Genomic DNA, 16078 nt, shown 5'->3' with positions numbered 1-16078 from the left:
CTGTGTCTTTCCATTCTTGCCGCAAGCCCCCGGGGTCGCGGCCTGTCTCGCGGCTAGTAATCGATCAGCTCGCTGGTATCCTTGAGATAGAGCGGATGGCCGGGGGAACCATTATTGGTGATCTTGAGCGCCTTCAGTTTCACGCCGGCAGCGCGCAAAGCATCTGTTACCGCCTGGCCGTGATGCGCCAGTTTCTTGTGCAGCGATCCATAAGCCATGACGACGATTTCCGCGCCCACAGCCTGTTCGACAATGGTTTGCAGATTTTCTGCAGTACACGGTATCACGCCGTCTGCAAGCAGCATCTTGGGGTTGGTTGCGCGATAATCCATGACATTGCATTTTACAAAGCGTCCGTAGCCCCATCGGCGGGTGAATTTCTGCTCCTTGAACACGGTTGGATCGTCGACATTAAAATCGGCTGTACTGGGATTCATGCCTATCCACAGCACGTAACCCTGTTTCTCGGCGCCATCCCATTCCCGCTTGAGAAGCCGGCGATACCGGCCACAGGCGGAGAAAATCGCATCGCTCCTGATCTCGGATTTGACTTTGAGGCGGACCTTGCCGCCAGGATCATGGAGTTGGTGACTCATTGCTGCTTGATCTTTCTTGTCTTCACCGCTTGTCGATGCCCTTTTAAACACATCACCGGCTTTTGACGACAACAATTCGCATTGCCGCAACAAGGTGAAGGCAAGGGTCAAAACAAAGGGCCAAAACAAGGGGCCAAAACAAGGGGTCTTTGCGGCCCTGTGTCAGTCCGACACGCTGCCTGGTGCTGGATCAAGTGGATCGGCGCCGTTCTGATGCTTGTTCAACCAGAAACGGCGTGCTCGTTAAGGCGCGAGAGCGCTTGCCGGCATCGCTCATGCCTCCAACCTGTCGATTATCCTGATGTGGTTTGATGCGAAAACCCACTGCGAGCGCCTGGCAGCTTATATCTCGATTCCTTAATGTTTTCAGGCTAGAACCTCGCAGATGCACCACCAGCACCTGTGAGCGACCGTTGGAACTCGATCAGAACACTCTTTTCTTTGCCGCAGGCGTTTGCTCCCTCGCTGTGGCGCTGACCATTTTGACGGTCTGGTATCAGAACCGATGGGATCGATTTTTATTGTGGGGCTGTCTGGGCATGATTGTGCTCGGGGTGGGATCTGTATTCTATTATTCCTCGGATCTGGCGCTGGCTCCTTCCTCCATTATCGCTTTTAGCGTCATGACCTGCGGCTTCATGCTGTTGCTTGTCGGCGCCAATACGGTTTCGAAACTGCCTATATCGACCAGCCTGCTTGTGGTTGCGACAGTCATCATGACCGGCGTCATTATTACGCCGATCATGATCGGTTATGCCGGAATAGGCATTGCGATATTCAATCTTTTTGCCGCCCTCATCCTCACCAGGATCGGGATCGCCTTCATGTCCGTGTATCAGGAGGCACCGGTACCGGTGTCTGGCATGGTAGGGCTTTATTTCCTGACTGCAGTTTCCTTTGTGTTGTGTGCGCTGGTCATTGTGGCAGAGCAGCAATGGACCATGCGCACAATTCCAAGCAACTGGGCCGAGGATCTGAATGCCATCATGGCGATCATCGGCATTACCGGCATCGGTGCATTATCCTTGAGCTTTACGCAGGCGCGCATTGCAAAGCGGCATGCCAATGAAGCCAGGATCGATAGCCTGACGGGATTGTTGAACAGACGGGCGGTGTTCAGTCTGCTTGCAACCGCCCCGCTCAAAGCCGGTGATGCGGCGATTGCCTTTGATCTCGACGGGTTCAAGGTGATCAATGACAGCCACGGCCATGCAGCAGGGGACCGCGTATTGGAGGAATTTGCCAATATTCTGCGCGCCCTGGTGGGGGAGAGCGGACTGGCGGCCCGGCTTGGCGGGGAAGAGTTTCTCGTGGTGATCAGGGATATATCCAACTTCCGCGCACTGACAATCGCCGAGGCGATCAGGGACGATTTGTCTGCCCGCACCTTTTTCGGAAATGCCGGACCATTTCAGACAACAACAAGTGCCGGCATTGCCTTTTTCACCCTTGCAGACCGGGAATTTGACGTGGTTTTTCAGCGCGCTGACGCTGCTCTTTATCGGGCCAAGAGCCTGGGCCGCAACCGGGTCTGCACGGAATTGCAGGTCGTGGCTTAAGCGAGCTGCCTCCCAAGACAGACGCTCGCCATTTCCACGATCGGCGGACATTCACAAGATATTGCAGCTGTTAGCAGATTTGAGCGTTCAGCGGGGAACGCGCTTGTCTTGAAGCCGTTTGGCTCCGGGTGGCGTAACACGCTCGAAGGAGAGGCGTCATGATGAAATATTCGACTATGGCTGCGGTGATCGCATCAGTGCTGATATCGGCTGCGCCCGTTTATGCGCAGAGCATCGAGATTGGTCCCAATGGCATTCAGGTCAACCCGGATGGCGAACGCGGCGTGATGCGTGACCGACGGCCCGATCGTGGTGAGATCAGCGAGCGGCGCGCCGCGCGGATTGCGCGCGATGAAGGCATGAATGAAGTGGAAACCATCGCGCGGCGTCGGGGTGTGTTTGTGGTGCGCGGTCTAGATCGCCGCGACAATGATATGCGTGTGGTGATCGATCGTCTGACCGGTGACGTCCTCGAAGTCCGATAAAGGGAGGCGCCTTTGCAGCATTGACTGAAATCGCTGCAGCGGGCGTCCTTCGCAGGCATAGAGGCGGTTAACGAAAACTATTGCCGCGTAAATCTCGATTGAAGCCCGATGTCAGTTGACCTTTATCGTCATCGACCTAGATTTGCATCAGTCACGGTTTCGGAGGCGTTTTCCATCGCACCATGACAACCCCGGTCGTGACCTCATCCGACCGGGGACTTTTATCGGTGAGACATGCTGACATGATCGACAGCCACCCTGGAACTTTGCAAGCGCAGTGCGCTGTATGGTCTGGGGTAAAGTCGGCGCGCCGGTGAAGAGGCTGCGACGACATTGCGCGTCATGCTCTTGGCCCAATCAATGTCTATCCAACAACGTCTATCCAACAACCAGGTTTTGGCGGGTGTGTCCCTGTCGAACAGGTTGCCAAACGGCACTAATTGCTTCAAGTAGTCTGCTCAAGCGATGCTGAAACACCAATAGCGGGACAAAAGTTTGCGTACTGGTTTTATCTCTCTCTTTCTCCTGCTGGCGATTGTTTCTCCAGTTAAAGCACTCGAGCCAAGCAGTGCACCCGTCCTCAAGCCCACGCAGCAACAGGCCGAAGCCGCGCAATTGACGGCGGAGTTTCTTCAGCGTTTCCATTACAAGCCTGTCAAGCTCGATGATACATTGTCTGCCCGCATCATGGACCGCTTCATTGATGCCCTTGATCCTGATCGTCTGATTTTCCTGCAGGCCGATGTTGAAAGTTTCAAAACGCGCAGCAAAGAGATCGACGACGGTATCAAGAACCAGGATTTGAGCATCCCCTTCGCGATCTTCAATATTTATGGCGAGCGCATTGATGAGCGCATGACTTTTGCGCGTCATTTGCTCGATGAGAAGTTCGATTTCAGTTCCAACGAGACCTATTCGATTGCGCGCGACAAGAAGCCTTGGCCGGCCTCGGCGGCGGAGCGGGACGCGTTATGGCGCAAAAGGATCAAGAACGACTGGCTGCGGCTCAAGCTGGCGGGCAAAGATGATGCGGCTATTCGTGACACTTTGACAAAGCGCTATGAAAACACGCTGGCGCGCGCCAACAAGTCCAAGGCGGACGATGTTTTCCAATTGTTCATGGCGGCCTATACGACATCGGTCGACCCCCACACCGATTATTTTGGTGCCAATGCGTCGGCTGAGTTCGACATATCCATGAAGCTCTCTCTGGTGGGTATCGGCGCCGTGCTGCAGGAGCGGGATGAATTCACCACGATCCGGGAACTGACAGCGGGCGGTCCGGCACAACTATCGGGCAAATTGTCGGTGGGCGATCGTATCGTGGGCGTTGGCCAGGGCAAAGACGGGGCGATCAAGGAAGTCGTCGGAATGCGCCTTGACGAGGTTGTGCAACTGATCCGGGGTGACAAGGACTCGGTCGTGCGCCTTGAGATATTGCCGGCAGAGGCAGGTCCCGATGCTCAGCACAGGATCATAAGCCTGGTGCGGGACAAGATCAGCCTCGACAAGCAGGCGGCACAAAAATCGGTGTTTAGTCTGCAGCAGGGCGAGACGACCAGGAAGATTGGTATCATCAAACTTCCAGCCTTTTACGAGGATATCGAAGCCCGGCGCAAGGGCGACAAGAATTACCGCAGTGCAAGTCGCGATGTTGCGCGGCTGCTTGGCGAACTCAAGCAGGAAAAGGTGGATGGAGTGCTGCTCGACCTGCGCAACAATGGTGGCGGTTCGTTGAGCGAAGCGATCGACCTTACCGGACTTTTTGTCGGCAAGGGGCCGGTGGTTCAGCAGCGCAATGCCAAAGGTGAGATTCAGGTGGAAAGCGACAAGCTAAAGCAGGCGGCCTGGACCGGACCGCTTGGCGTCCTTATAAATCGTGGATCGGCCTCGGCTTCGGAGATTTTTGCCGCCGCGATTCAGGATTATGACCGCGGTGTGGTCATCGGAGAGCCGAGTTTTGGCAAGGGAACCGTCCAGACGGTGGTCAATCTCGATGAAGTCGCCCAAAGTCCGACACCGAAATTTGGCGAGTTGAAGTTCACCATCGCTCAATTCTTCCGCGTCAATGGCGGGACCACGCAATTGCGCGGTGTCACGCCCGATATCCGCTTGCCGGGGCTGTTTAATCTGAAGACCGTTGGCGAGGAAAGTTTTGATAACGCCCTGCCATGGACGGAAATCAAAGCAGCAAAATATCGCAGCTTTGGTGCCGCTAAGGCGCTGCTTGCGCAATTGCAGCAACGCCACGAACAGCGGGTGAAGACCAATCCGGAGTTTCAACGTTTCGTGGAGGACGTCGATGCGCTGGCCAAACAACGCGACAAGGCGACCATATCGCTCAATGAGAATGAGCGGCGCGCAGAAATCGAGGCTGCGGCCAAGCGCGCGCGGGCCGAGGGTGAGAATGGCGATGACGGCAGCGTTGATGATGGTCTACAGGCCAATGAACGCAGCTTGAGCGACGAGCTTGCGCGCGAAAAGGCCCGTAAATCGGCGAAGGACGCCTTGCAGGACGAGGCGGCATCGATCGTGATCGATCTGGCCGATCTTACAAAGAGCCGCTCGCAATCCAGACAATAGACTTGCGCGATCGCGTTGAACGCAGGGCTTCATCAACCTTGAGCCACGGGCCGCAAGGCTTGCAGGATCTCAAGCAAGGATGAGGTGGCTTCACGCCCAGAAGCTGCCGCAGCGCTGATATGCATCCTGGCCGCCCTACGGCCAGGAACGAAGGGACAAAAACCACCGCAAAAGAAGGCAGCGGGCTTTGTCAGGTCCCTGTGTTTATAAAGCCCGGCTTTCCTACGGTACGGATGTTAAGCCACTGATTTTGCTCGATTTCGCGAGGCCTGACCTCTCCAATCCGGCCCGTCACGCAAGCCCGATCACCATCAGGAAGCGCGCGCAAACAGCCACACACTATCGCGAGGAATATCGACCCAGACCGGCCCTTCCGGCAATTCCTTCGCTCCGAAGGCCTTTGCTGCGAATTCGCCCGAGCGCAGGCGATATTCCCAGCGATCGCCGAGATAAAGACAGGCGTCGAGCTGCATTTGCTGCCTCGCCTCTCCGGGGCTGTCATGCACGGCAATCTGTTCGACACGGATCACCGCCTTGTCGCGCGCTTCATCCGATTGTCCGATCATCACGCCTTCGAGCTGCCAGTCGCTGCCATGAATGGCCGCAGCGTCGCCGGCCCGGCGAATTTCACCATGCGCGACATTGTTTGCGCCCAGAAAATCTGCGGCATAGAAACTTTTTGGCCGTTGATAGATTTCCTGTGGGCTGCCTTCCTGGACAATGGCGCCATTGCGCAGCAACAGGATATTGTCGGAGGCTGCAAGCGCTTCCGACTGATCATGGGTGACAAGAACCCCACAGATTTCCAGATCAAGGATCAGCTTGCGGATCCAGTAGCGGGCTTCTTCACGCAGTTTCGCGTCGAGATTGGATAAGGGCTCGTCCATCAGCAGCACGCGCGGTTCATAGACGAGCGCGCGACAGATCGCGACACGTTGCTGCTGGCCGCCGGAAAGCTGGTCGGGGAAGCGTTCCGCGAGATGGCCGAGGCCTATTTTCTCCAATGTCGCCTGAACGCGCTTGCCGGCTTCGACCTTGCCGATGCCGCGCAGCTTGAGCCCATAGGCGACGTTTTCCATCACTGTGCGGTGTGGCCAGAGCGCGTAGGACTGGAACACCAGGCCGATATTGCGGTTTTCGGGGGCGACAGTCAAACCGCTGGCTCCATCCAGCATCGGCTTGCCACCGATGCTGATGCGGCCCTGCTCCGGCTGTTCGAGACCGGCAATGCAGCGCAGCAAGGTGGTTTTGCCGCTGCCCGATGCGCCGAGCAGCGACACGATGGATCCGCGTTCGGCAGTAAATGACGCCCCCTGGAGGATATGCAGGCCACCGAGATATTTATGAACATTTTGGACAGTCAGTTCAGTCATGGATTTTGGCTCCCAGACGAAGAGCGAGGCCTAGGCCTGCGCCGGTAAGAACGATACTCACAAAGGCAAGTGCAGCAATGGTGTCCATCGCGCCCGACTGGATCATCGAGACCATCAGCGATCCGATCACTTCAGTGCCGGCGCTCATCAGATAGATACCGGTGGCATAGTCGCGCAGGAACACGATCATGATGAGCGCCCAGGCGCCGACCAGCCCGGGACGAACGATCGGGATGACGATATCGCGCCAGGTCTGGGTGATGGTCGCACCGGTGGTGCGCGCCGCTTCCTCAAGTTCCGGGCTCACCTGGATGAGCGTACCCTGAAGAAGGCGCAGGCCGTAGGAAAGGCCGACAATGAGATAGGCGATGAACAAGCTGATCAGCGTGGTTCTGAGCGGCACCAGAAAAGGAATGAACAGAAACAGCCAGAAGAAGGCCAGACCGATGATCAGGCTTGGCATGGATCGGGGAAGCAGGATCATGTAGTCGAGAACGGTGTTTGACACATCGCGATTGCGATGACCTGCGAGGCCGACGATCAGATAGAATGCGACCGCCAGCGCCCCTCCCACCACGGCGAGGATGATGGTGTTGAAGACGCCGCGATAAAGACTTGGCACCTCAAACAGCGCGTTGAAATGCCGGGTGGTCAGGTGCGCGAAGGGATTGACGCCCTGCCCCCAGGCATCGACAAATGCGCGCAGCACGATGCCGCCGATCGGCAGGATTACCGACAGGAACAACCAGAATCCGATCAGCGAGAGGGCGATGACCTGGCCGGCGCGACCCAGACGCATCACGGTGGTCCGCGCGCCCTTGCCCCCCAGCGCGGCATAGCGGCGGCTATGGCGCAACAGGCGTCGCTGGTACCAGACCAGCGGCAAGGTGAGCAGAACCAGCAGTACCACGACCACGGCCATCAACTGATAGGTCGGCACACCGAACAAGGTGGTGAGCTTATAGATATAGGTGGTAAGAACATTGATGCCACTGGGATCGCCCAGCACCAGCGGAACGCCAAACATCTCAAAGCCGATCAGCAGATTGAGCGCGGTGGCGAAGATCAGGGCTGGCATCACCATCGGCACGGTGACATCGTAGCACACCCGCCAGATCGGAGCGCCGGTGATGCGGGCGGCCTCTTCCAGATCCGATGGCAGGTTGCGCATGGCTGCAGAGACGTAAAGATAGACATGCGGCACATGGGCGAGACCGGTGACCAGGACGATGCCGGTCAGCGAATAGATATTCCAGGGCACAAAGCCGAAAATGTCTCGTGCAAGGATCGACAGGAAACCGGAAGGCCCGATCGCCACAGTATAACCAAAGGCAAGCACCAAAGCCGAGATGAACATTGGCACCAGCACGATCACCTCAAGCGCCTTGCGAAACCGCACATCGGTGCGGGTCAGCAGGAAAGAAAGGGCGGCGCCCAGCGGCACGGCGATCGCCACCATGCCCACGGCCATGATGACCGTGTTCCACAGGGCGTCGTAAAACATCGGGTCGACAAGGATATATTGATAGGCGCTCAGTCCGATCGTGGCGCTGGCGCTGAAGAACGGGCCATCGAGGAAGCTCTGATAGATGATGAGCGTGATCGGGGTGAGGACGCACAGTGTCAGCAGCCCGATCACCAGCCGTCGGAACGCCAGCGCCTCGCCTGGCGCCCGCAATGTCTTTTTTCCACCGTTTCGGGCGGTGGTGTGGGTGAGATTTTGAGTATAGCTATCCGCCGGCATGGATTGACCTCCGGGAAAACGCGCGATGAAAGGGAAGCCAGCCCTCCCCTCAGCGACAGGCCGCAATCGGGTGCGCGACGCGACGGTCGATGGCTGACCTTGACGGTTCCGCCCGGCTTGACTGCCGTGAGGGGCAGCCGGCCGGACCAGGCTGGCTCAGCGGTGCCTTATCAGCCCTTCAGCGCAGCCCGCCATTGCGTGAGAAACTTGATCCGCTTTTGCGGATCCATGAAATTGAGCAGGGTTTCATCAAGCGCGATCGGCTTGAGATTGCCGCCGACAAGGGTGTTGAGGCTGTCAATATTATAGCCTTCGCTCACGTCCTTGCGCAGTGCTGGCATGCCCTTGGAAGCAAGCGCTGTCTGGCCTTCCTGTGAGAGCAGGAAGTCGATAAACAGCTTGCCGGCATTGGGATGCGGGGCATCCTTGAGCAGGCCGGTCACGCGGGAGAAGGCAGGCGTGTAATCCTTGCCGAACGCCACCCCGAGATTGGGAGCGCTTTTGACCCAGTCAAGGGCGTAAGAGCCGATCAGATTATAGGCCAGCACGTTTTCACCCGAAACAACGGTTTCCCGCATCGAGCCGGTCGAGGAATAGGACTTGCCTTTGGCCTTCCCCAGAGCATTGGTGAGGTCCCAGAAGTTCGGCGTCTCGTCAAGATCATTGGTCTGGATCAGAAAGCCGACACCGGATTTTTCCGGATCAAAGGTCGCAAGTCGGCCATCATAGGCGCCGCTGGCAATGAAATCGATCAGCTCCTGGCGGGTTTGCGGCACCTTGTCTTCTTTCAGCGCGGTCTTGTTGTAGATCATGCCGATGGGTTCGATCGAGGTGGCATAAACGACGTCCTTATAGACAGCCCAGTCGGGCAGAGCAGCCGTTTGTGTTGATTGATAGGGCGCGAGATAGCCGTCAACCGCAAGCTTGATCCCCTGGTCCATCGCCGATGTCCAGAACAAATCACCCCCCACCTGCCGCGCCGCAGCCTCCGAGATCACCCGGTTATAGACACCATTGGTGCCGATATCATTGTAGTCGACGCGAATATCGGGATATTTTTTGGCGAAGGCGTCGAGAGCCGCCTGGGCCTGGGCCTGGTCGGTGGCGGAATAGATGGTCACCGAGCCTTCCTTGCGCGCCGCTTCAACAAGTTCACTGGCTGCAGCAAGGCCGGCTGTGGCGGACAGGATCAATGCCGTTCCGGTGATCAGGCCATAAGATAGAGTGCGTTTCACTGTGCAGGTCCTCCCAGAATGATTCCAATTGCCTGGGAGATGGCTGCGTCAAAAGATGAAACTATACTTTCATTTTGACACATTTTATCGATTTTTTCTGCCCGCAATAAAGTATTCCCGCATTTATTCATGCAGGTTAAAGCTTTCAGTAAATCGATATCCTCCCACGGATATAGAAAAGTCATTCGCTCCTACGAATAGCCTTTCTGAATACAGAGATTCTACGATGAAACTGTCAGGAACCTGTCATGAATGGACAGGTTTTAGTTGCCGATGGACTTTTTCTATGCAATCTATCTGCAATGCGCATCCTTCTGGTTGAAGACACCCGGGATGTCGGGGAGGCAATCAATCAACGGCTGGTGCGGGTGGGGCATTCAGTCGATTGGGAGACGGACGGACTGGCTGCCGCCGAGATTCTCGACTTCACCGATTACGATCTGATCATTCTCGACGTCATGCTGCCCGGGCTTGGCGGCTTCGACATCCTGCGCCGGCTGCGCGCCGCGAAGAAGCCGGTTCCGGTGCTTGTGCTGACCGCGCGCTCGGAGATTGAAGATCGGGTCAGCGCGCTTGATCTGGGTGCCGATGACTATCTGGTCAAACCGTTTGACTTTCGCGAATTGGAGGCGCGGGTCCGGGTCTTGTTGCGCCGCAACAGCGGCGAGACCACCAACATTATCATCTGCGGCAATCTTCAGCTCGACCGGCACAGCCGCAATGTGCGGATCGGCAATCGCGAGGTCCAGCTCAAGCGCCGTGAAATCGCCATTCTGGAGGTCCTTGCCAGCCGGCCCGGCCGACTGTTCAGCAAGGATGAGCTGATGGACACGCTGTTTGGCTTCGATGAGGGGGTCAACCACAATGCGGTTGAGCTTTACATCAGCAGAATTCGCAAGAAGATCGAGGGATCGGGCGTATCGATCATGACGCAACGCGGGATGGGCTATCAATTGGTGATCGATGAAAGCGCATGAACCCTCGCTGTTCTCGCGGCTGTTTATCCGGGTCGGCCTTGTTCTGGTGGTCGGGGCAAGCATTCTGATCACCGCGGCCTGGTTTTACGGCCAGACCGCTGCCAACAAGACCTATGACCAGCTGCTGCGGGGTGCTGCCATGCAGATTGCCGAGGGCGTCACCCAGATTGATGGCCAGTTGATCATCAATCTGCCTCCCTCTGCCTTTGAACTGCTGGGATTTGCGGAAAGAGACAGGATTTTTTATCGCATTGTCGGACCCGATGGTGCGGTTGTGAGCGGATATCCGGATTTGAATATCCAGGATGATCTTGGCGCTGCGCGGCGTCAGCCAAGACTTGCAACAGAAATCTATCGCGGTGCCGAGGTGCGGATGATCACGGTCGCACGGGCGCTGGCCGATCAGGCCGAGGCAGGCTGGGTCTATGTGGTGCTGGCGCAAACCACCGAGGCGCGGCGCGCTCTCGCCGCTGAAGTCACACAAGGCGCAATGCTGATCGTCGGCGTCATGGTTTTGCTCGGACTTGCCGGGACATTCCTGGCGGTGCGTTATGCGCTGCAGCCTGTCACCAGCCTTGCTGACGCGCTGCGGCAACGCAATCCGGAGGATCTGACGCCGATGCAGACACCGGCACCCGCTGAGTTGCGGCCTTTTGTCGGTGCGATCAATTCTTTCATGACAAGACTGGATCTACGGGTGGTGCGACTGCAGCAATTCATTGCCGATGCAGCCCATCAGATCCGCACACCCTTGACGGCACTTGCCGCTCAGGTCGATATGCTGGATGCCGATGCCATGAGCGAAGCTGACCGCGAACGCACACGGCGCATCAAGCGCAGAACAGGCGAATTGGCACGATTGACCAACCAGTTGCTCAGCCATGCGATGGTCATTCATCGTGCCGGGGTGGTGCAGCTTGAGGTCATCAATCTGGTTGAGGTCAGTCGAGCGGCATTTCACCATGCGATCCCGCTGACGATCGACCCTGACATGGTGATATCATTTGAGGCCGCGGAGACGGGACTGATGGTCCGAGGCGATCCCGTCAGCCTGCGCGAAGCCATCGCCAATATCATCAGCAATGCGCTCCGCCACGGCGCGATCTCGCGGCTCGACGTGCGCGTCAGGCGGATGGATAAGCGTATCTGCGTTGAAGTCGAGGATGACGGTCCGGGCATCGCACCAGAAAACTGGGATCAGATGGCACGCCGGTTCAATGCCGCATCACCCAAGGCTGGCGCCGCCTCGGGGCTTGGTTTTGCCATCGCGGCAGAGGTTGCATCGGCTCATGACGGGATCCTCCGCTTTCGCGAGAAGGGCGAGACCGGCTTCACGGTGATCCTGGATTTACCGCGCGCAGGGGAGGATGGACGGTGAGACTTTGTTTGTTTGCCTTGCTGCTTTCAGGGCTAGCAAGCTATGCGCAGGCCCAGTCGGATGAAGGAACGACAACCCATTTTCCGGCAGTTGACACGGAACATGCCCGCCTGGTGATCCATGGCGCGGCCGACACCTCGGCACTCAAGCCGCTGTTGCGCGATTTTCAGACAAGCGAACCGCATGTCGCGATCGATTATACCGACTTCGTCACCAATCAATTGTATCGCGAGGCAGACAAAGCCTGTCGCGAAGGCAGCAATTTCGGTGATTTGTTGCTGTCTTCTTCGGTTGATCAGATGGTGAAGCTTGCCAATGACGGCTGCGCGCTGGCCCATGTCTCCGCGCAGACGCGCGCCGCTGAAAATCATGCCAGTAACTGGCGCAACGAGGTCTATGGCTTTACCTTCGAGCCCTCGGTGATTGTCTATCACAGCGATTATGTCGATCCGGAGGAGGTCCCGCATACCCGGGCTGAACTCGCTGATCTGTTGCGGCGCAAGCAGGAATTCTACCGCCGTCATGTTGCCACCTACGACCTGCGGGAATCGGGCGTCGGCTATTTGTTGGCCTTTCTTGACGCGGAACAGAATTCGACCGCCTATGGTCGCTTGCTGGAGAGCATGAGCCGTGTGGACACGCAATTGCGTTGCTGCAACAATTCGATCCTGAGCGATCTGGACGAGCGCAAGATCTATATCGGCTATAATATCATTGGTTCCTATGCCTATGCCGCAAGCCTGCGCAATCCCAAGCTCAAAATTGTTCTGCCGCGTGATTATACGCTGGTTTTAAGTCGCGCGGCGTTGATTCCAAAACAGGCCCGCCAGGCGGCGCTGGCCGCGCGTTTTCTCGATTATCTGCTGTCCGAGCGCGGGCGGCGGGTGGCGCGTGAGCAAGCGTTTTTCTTTTCGCGTGATGGCAGTCTGCCTTCCGGCGTCGATGGACCACCATCGCTGATCGAAAGCGGGGTGGGACGCCTGGTGCGCATTGGCCCTGCCCTGCTTGCAACCCAGGACGGCGCACAGCGCAAGCGCTTCATTGACGACTGGACCGAGGTGATGGCCCCCACTGTTGCGCCCGGCCCATAATGACAGCCTTTCGAACATGCGCCACAGTCAGGTGTTGGTGTCGGTGTTGGCGTTGTGGATCAGCGTCATGGCAGCAAGCCCGGCCGTCTCGAAATAAGCCGGTTCGCGATGAAGAAGCACGGTGGCAAAGGCGCCGTCGAGCAGGAGCATGATCTGAGCGGCGAGCCTTTTTGCATCGGCGGTATTTTCATCACCTGCCAGCATGCAACACAACCAGGCTTCAACGCGCTTCTTATGTGTCCGTCCCGCAACCAGAGCCGGATGACCCGGGAACTCGGCGAGTTCGACCGCACTGCGCAGAAACCCGCAGCCTTTCCAGTCTTTACGGCGGGCGGCGCGTGCGAGGCTTAAGAAAATACCATTGACCTTTTGCGCCACGTCACCGGGGCTGCGGGCATACCATTGCTTGAGGATTAAGAGATTTGGCGCGTCACGCGCCTCGAGGCAGGCGGCGATCAGATCGTCCTTGCTGCGGAAATGATAATAGAGGCTCCGCTTGGTAAGCCCGGCGCGTTCGGCGATGAGATCAACGCTTGCCGCCCTGATGCCCTGCTGGTGAAACAGCACCGATGCCGCCGCAATGATGCGCTCACGTGTGGATGCATTGTTTAAAGCCATCGACGTTATGTATACCCACTAGTGAATATACTCAAGGAGGTATTGGCTTCATTCTGCTGACGGAGCCCCAACAGCGGAGCGTCAGGCGTGATGAAGCTGAAACCACAAAGCATCGTGATCGAATGTGTCGATGGTGTCCGGCTGCACGGACATCGATGGACCCCGCCGGATGAGCGAGCACACGGCGTCGTCATCATCAATCCGGCGACGGGTGTGCGCGCAGATTACTATCATCGCTATGCACAATTTCTGTCAGAGCACGGCTTTGAGGTGCTGACCTATGATTATCGCGGGATCGGTGCGTCGCGCCCGGCAAGCCTCAGGCACAGCTCGTTTCGCTGGCATGACTGGGGGGAGAAGGATTTTGAGGCGGTGTTGCGGTTCACATATGCGCATAGCGGGCTGCCGCCACAGGTAATCGGTCACAGCATCGGCGGGTTTCTCCCCGGTCTTGCACCGAGCCATATTCTGATCAGCCGGATGTTGACGGTGGGCGCGCAATTTGCATGGTGGGGCGACTATCAGAAAAGTCGGAGACTGCAGCTTTTCTTCAAGTGGCACGTCGTCATGCCTGCGCTCACCGCATTGTTTGGATATTTCCCCGGCAAACGGCTGGGTTGGCTTGAAGATCTGCCCAAAGGAGTTGCCAATGAATGGAGTGGGCGTCGATCCCGTTTTGAACGAAGCTATCCGGAGGCATTGCGCGGCGGGGTGCTCAACAGTCTGAGCGCTTTCCGCGCACCCATTCTCGCCGTGGCCGTGCGCGACGACCCCCTAGCGACTGAGCCGGCAATCCGTCGCGCACTGGCATATTACAGCGCTGCGCATGCGCAGCTGATTAGGATTTCGCCGGCCGATTATCACTGCGCCCGCATCGGGCATTTTGATCTTTTTCACGATCGCCATCGCATGGGCTTCTGGCAGCAGAGCATCGGATGGTTGCGTGACGGGAAAAATCCCTGGCGCGAGCAGACATTTGCTACCCTGCCGCGTCCCATTCGATCGCAGGAACAAGGCGGTCAGGTTCGGCGTGAGCGTTAAGCAAAGGCGCTGCGACCCCGCCTCGTCAAGTGGCCGCTCAGCGGCGGCTGAGCTGCTGAGCGGCGATGATCTCGCCTATTGGCGCGGCGGAAGCACGGGAAGCGGTTCGGCACGGCCGACGATAAAGGCGTAGGAAAAGGCGCCGACCACAGCCATGATTGCCGCCATCAGAAAGGACGGCGTGTAGCTGCCTCCGAATTGATCGAGCAGGAATCCGAACAGAAACGGGCTGATGATCCCGGCGATATTGGAGGCAAAATTCTGAATGCCACCAATCGATGCGACATGGTGCGAGCTTGGCGCAACATCGGCCGGCAGCGACCAGATCGCAGTCGCGGCGATGGCGAGACTGCTATAGGAAACTGCGAGGAAGAACAGCGCGGCGTAAAGCGATTCAACCATTGCGGCGGGCAAAATGGCTGCACCGCCCAGCATGCCGCCCACCATCACCGTCTTGCGCACGGTGGTGACGTTGGCGCCGCTTTGGATTGCCCGGTCGGCGAGAAGGCCGGCGATCCAGGCGGTGACCACCGCCGCAAGCCCGGGCAACATGCCGTAAAGTCCGAGCTCGGTAAGGTTGAGACCGCGTGCCGTCTTCAGATAGGTCGGAAACCAGGTCAGAAAGAAATAGATGACGAAGTTCAGGCAGAAGAAGCCGAGCATCATCCCCCAGACAGTGCGGTAGCGAAACAGATCGATCCAGCGGATTTTGCGGGCTTCCAGATCGTCATTGTCGTCGGTCCGGGCGCCATTCTGAATAATATATTGACGCTCGAGATCATTGGCGCGTGGATGGTCATTGGGATCGCGATAGGTTTTATACCACAGCAGCGCCCAGACGATGCCGATGGCGCCCAGGATGATGAAGGAATAATGCCATGTCGCAAAGGCGATGATCGAGGTGACGATCGGCAAAGCCAACACGGTCCCAACACGCGAGCCGGAATCAATGACGGCTGTTGCGAAGGCGCGTTCGTTTCTGGGAAACCAGCGCGATGCCGCTTTGGTTGCTGCGGGATAGGCGGGCGCCTCGCCGGCGCCGAGAAAGAAGCGAACGGTAAAAAAGCTCCAGAAGCTGTTGGCAAGCGGCGTCAACGCGGTGAAGACCGACCACCACACTGCGGCAAGGGAAAAGCTTTTGCGCGCCCCCAGCTTGTCGGTAATCCAGCCGGCAAACAGCATCATGCCGTCATAGGCCCAGAAAAAAGCCCCCAGGATCAGCCCCTTTTGGGTATTGGTGAGGTTGAGGCCGAGTTCCTGATCGATGAAAGGCAGCGCGACGCTCATATTGGCGCGGTCAAGATAATTGATCGCAATGCCGATGAAACACATGAAGAGAATGAAGTAACGGAAGCGTGTGGCACCAAATGGCGCCTTTTTTGAAGTGTCCATTCCCAA

Annotated in this window: 13 protein-coding genes; 7 read left to right on the top strand and 6 right to left on the bottom strand. The window is 57.5% G+C overall.

Annotation, left to right across the window (positions count from 1 at the left end; genetic code table 11):
• Positions 1-53: 53 nt before the first annotated feature.
• Positions 54-596 carry a DUF1643 domain-containing protein gene (locus ABWV94_RS19520; protein ID WP_113500197.1) on the bottom strand — a complete coding sequence of 181 codons (543 nt, stop codon included), beginning with the start codon at positions 594-596 and terminating at the stop codon, positions 54-56.
• Between the two features lie 413 nt (positions 597-1009).
• On the opposite strand from ABWV94_RS19520, the gene ABWV94_RS19515 reads away from it, so the two are divergent.
• The 3 genes from ABWV94_RS19515 (at position 1010) to ABWV94_RS19505 (ending at position 5223) form a co-directional block, all read left to right on the top strand.
• Entirely contained in the window at positions 1010-2155 is a 1146-nt protein-coding gene (locus tag ABWV94_RS19515; protein WP_353415045.1) for a GGDEF domain-containing protein, read from the top strand.
• Positions 2156-2313: 158 nt separating this feature from the next.
• Positions 2314-2640: a PepSY domain-containing protein gene (locus tag ABWV94_RS19510; RefSeq protein WP_353415044.1), complete on the top strand. Its 327-nt coding sequence runs from the start codon at positions 2314-2316 to the stop codon at positions 2638-2640.
• Positions 2641-3135: 495 nt separating this feature from the next.
• Positions 3136-5223 carry a carboxy terminal-processing peptidase gene (locus tag ABWV94_RS19505; RefSeq protein WP_353415043.1) on the top strand — a complete coding sequence of 696 codons (2088 nt, stop codon included), beginning with the start codon at positions 3136-3138 and terminating at the stop codon, positions 5221-5223.
• 311 nt (positions 5224-5534) lie between these two features.
• On the opposite strand, the gene ABWV94_RS19500 is transcribed toward ABWV94_RS19505, so the two are convergent.
• The 3 genes from ABWV94_RS19500 to ABWV94_RS19490 all read right to left on the bottom strand — a co-directional run bounded on the left by ABWV94_RS19500 (position 5535) and on the right by ABWV94_RS19490 (position 9575).
• Positions 5535-6596, bottom strand: a complete 1062-nt coding sequence (locus ABWV94_RS19500; protein WP_113500185.1) for an ABC transporter ATP-binding protein — start codon at positions 6594-6596, stop codon at positions 5535-5537.
• On the bottom strand, positions 6589-8340 hold the full coding sequence (locus tag ABWV94_RS19495) for an ABC transporter permease (RefSeq protein ID WP_353415042.1): 1752 nt from the start codon (positions 8338-8340) through the stop codon (positions 6589-6591). Before ABWV94_RS19495 ends, ABWV94_RS19500 begins: the two co-directional genes overlap by 8 nt.
• A 170-nt stretch (positions 8341-8510) precedes the next feature.
• Entirely contained in the window at positions 8511-9575 is a 1065-nt protein-coding gene (locus tag ABWV94_RS19490; protein ID WP_113500132.1) for an ABC transporter substrate-binding protein, read from the bottom strand.
• Between the two features lie 302 nt (positions 9576-9877).
• Here ABWV94_RS19490 and ABWV94_RS19485 point away from each other — a divergent pair, with 302 nt between their 5' ends.
• From ABWV94_RS19485 to ABWV94_RS19475, 3 genes are read left to right on the top strand one after another with little or no spacing between them, the layout of a single operon-like run.
• A complete protein-coding gene (locus tag ABWV94_RS19485) occupies positions 9878-10552 on the top strand; it encodes a response regulator transcription factor (RefSeq protein WP_113500134.1) in 675 nt (224 codons plus the stop codon).
• Positions 10539-11930, top strand: coding sequence for a sensor histidine kinase (locus tag ABWV94_RS19480; RefSeq protein WP_353415041.1), 1392 nt, complete (start codon positions 10539-10541; stop codon positions 11928-11930). The genes ABWV94_RS19485 and ABWV94_RS19480 overlap by 14 nt, the downstream gene beginning before the upstream one ends.
• Positions 11927-13021 (top strand): ABC transporter substrate-binding protein, encoded by a 1095-nt coding sequence (locus tag ABWV94_RS19475; RefSeq protein ID WP_353415040.1) that lies wholly within the window; start codon positions 11927-11929, stop codon positions 13019-13021. Before ABWV94_RS19480 ends, ABWV94_RS19475 begins: the two co-directional genes overlap by 4 nt.
• 27 nt (positions 13022-13048) lie before the next feature.
• Here ABWV94_RS19475 and ABWV94_RS19470 read toward each other — a convergent pair whose 3' ends face one another.
• On the bottom strand, positions 13049-13639 hold the full coding sequence (locus ABWV94_RS19470) for a TetR/AcrR family transcriptional regulator (RefSeq protein ID WP_113500128.1): 591 nt from the start codon (positions 13637-13639) through the stop codon (positions 13049-13051).
• 90 nt (positions 13640-13729) lie between these two features.
• Between ABWV94_RS19470 and ABWV94_RS19465 the strand changes: the two genes are divergently transcribed.
• On the top strand, positions 13730-14680 hold the full coding sequence (locus ABWV94_RS19465) for an alpha/beta hydrolase family protein (RefSeq protein WP_353415097.1): 951 nt from the start codon (positions 13730-13732) through the stop codon (positions 14678-14680).
• 75 nt (positions 14681-14755) lie between these two features.
• Here the strand turns inward: ABWV94_RS19465 and ABWV94_RS19460 are convergent, their stop codons facing one another.
• Positions 14756-16072 (bottom strand): MFS transporter, encoded by a 1317-nt coding sequence (locus ABWV94_RS19460; protein ID WP_353415039.1) that lies wholly within the window; start codon positions 16070-16072, stop codon positions 14756-14758.
• Positions 16073-16078: the final 6 nt, after the last annotated feature.

Origin of the sequence: Brucella sp. NBRC 12953, from assembly GCF_040369775.1 — a bacterium.
Classification (GTDB): domain Bacteria; phylum Pseudomonadota; class Alphaproteobacteria; order Rhizobiales; family Rhizobiaceae; genus Brucella; species Brucella pseudogrignonensis.
Note: the sequence above shows the minus strand (reverse complement) of the source record. Positions and strands in the feature narration are given on the sequence as shown.

What these genes read in the sequence shown, in the direction of transcription:
- ABWV94_RS19460 (WP_353415039.1), bottom strand. Translation starts at nt 16,072, where the DNA reads ATGGACACTTCAAAAAAGGCGCCATTTGGTGCCACACGCTTCCGTTAC.
- ABWV94_RS19500 (WP_113500185.1), bottom strand. Translation starts at nt 6,596, where the DNA reads ATGACTGAACTGACTGTCCAAAATGTTCATAAATATCTCGGTGGCCTG.
- ABWV94_RS19465 (WP_353415097.1), top strand. Translation starts at nt 13,730, where the DNA reads ATGAAGCTGAAACCACAAAGCATCGTGATCGAATGTGTCGATGGTGTC.
- ABWV94_RS19510 (WP_353415044.1), top strand. Translation starts at nt 2,314, where the DNA reads ATGATGAAATATTCGACTATGGCTGCGGTGATCGCATCAGTGCTGATA.
- ABWV94_RS19470 (WP_113500128.1), bottom strand. Translation starts at nt 13,639, where the DNA reads ATGGCTTTAAACAATGCATCCACACGTGAGCGCATCATTGCGGCGGCA.
- ABWV94_RS19495 (WP_353415042.1), bottom strand. Translation starts at nt 8,340, where the DNA reads ATGCCGGCGGATAGCTATACTCAAAATCTCACCCACACCACCGCCCGA.
- ABWV94_RS19520 (WP_113500197.1), bottom strand. Translation starts at nt 596, where the DNA reads ATGAGTCACCAACTCCATGATCCTGGCGGCAAGGTCCGCCTCAAAGTC.
- ABWV94_RS19480 (WP_353415041.1), top strand. Translation starts at nt 10,539, where the DNA reads ATGAAAGCGCATGAACCCTCGCTGTTCTCGCGGCTGTTTATCCGGGTC.
- ABWV94_RS19485 (WP_113500134.1), top strand. Translation starts at nt 9,878, where the DNA reads ATGCGCATCCTTCTGGTTGAAGACACCCGGGATGTCGGGGAGGCAATC.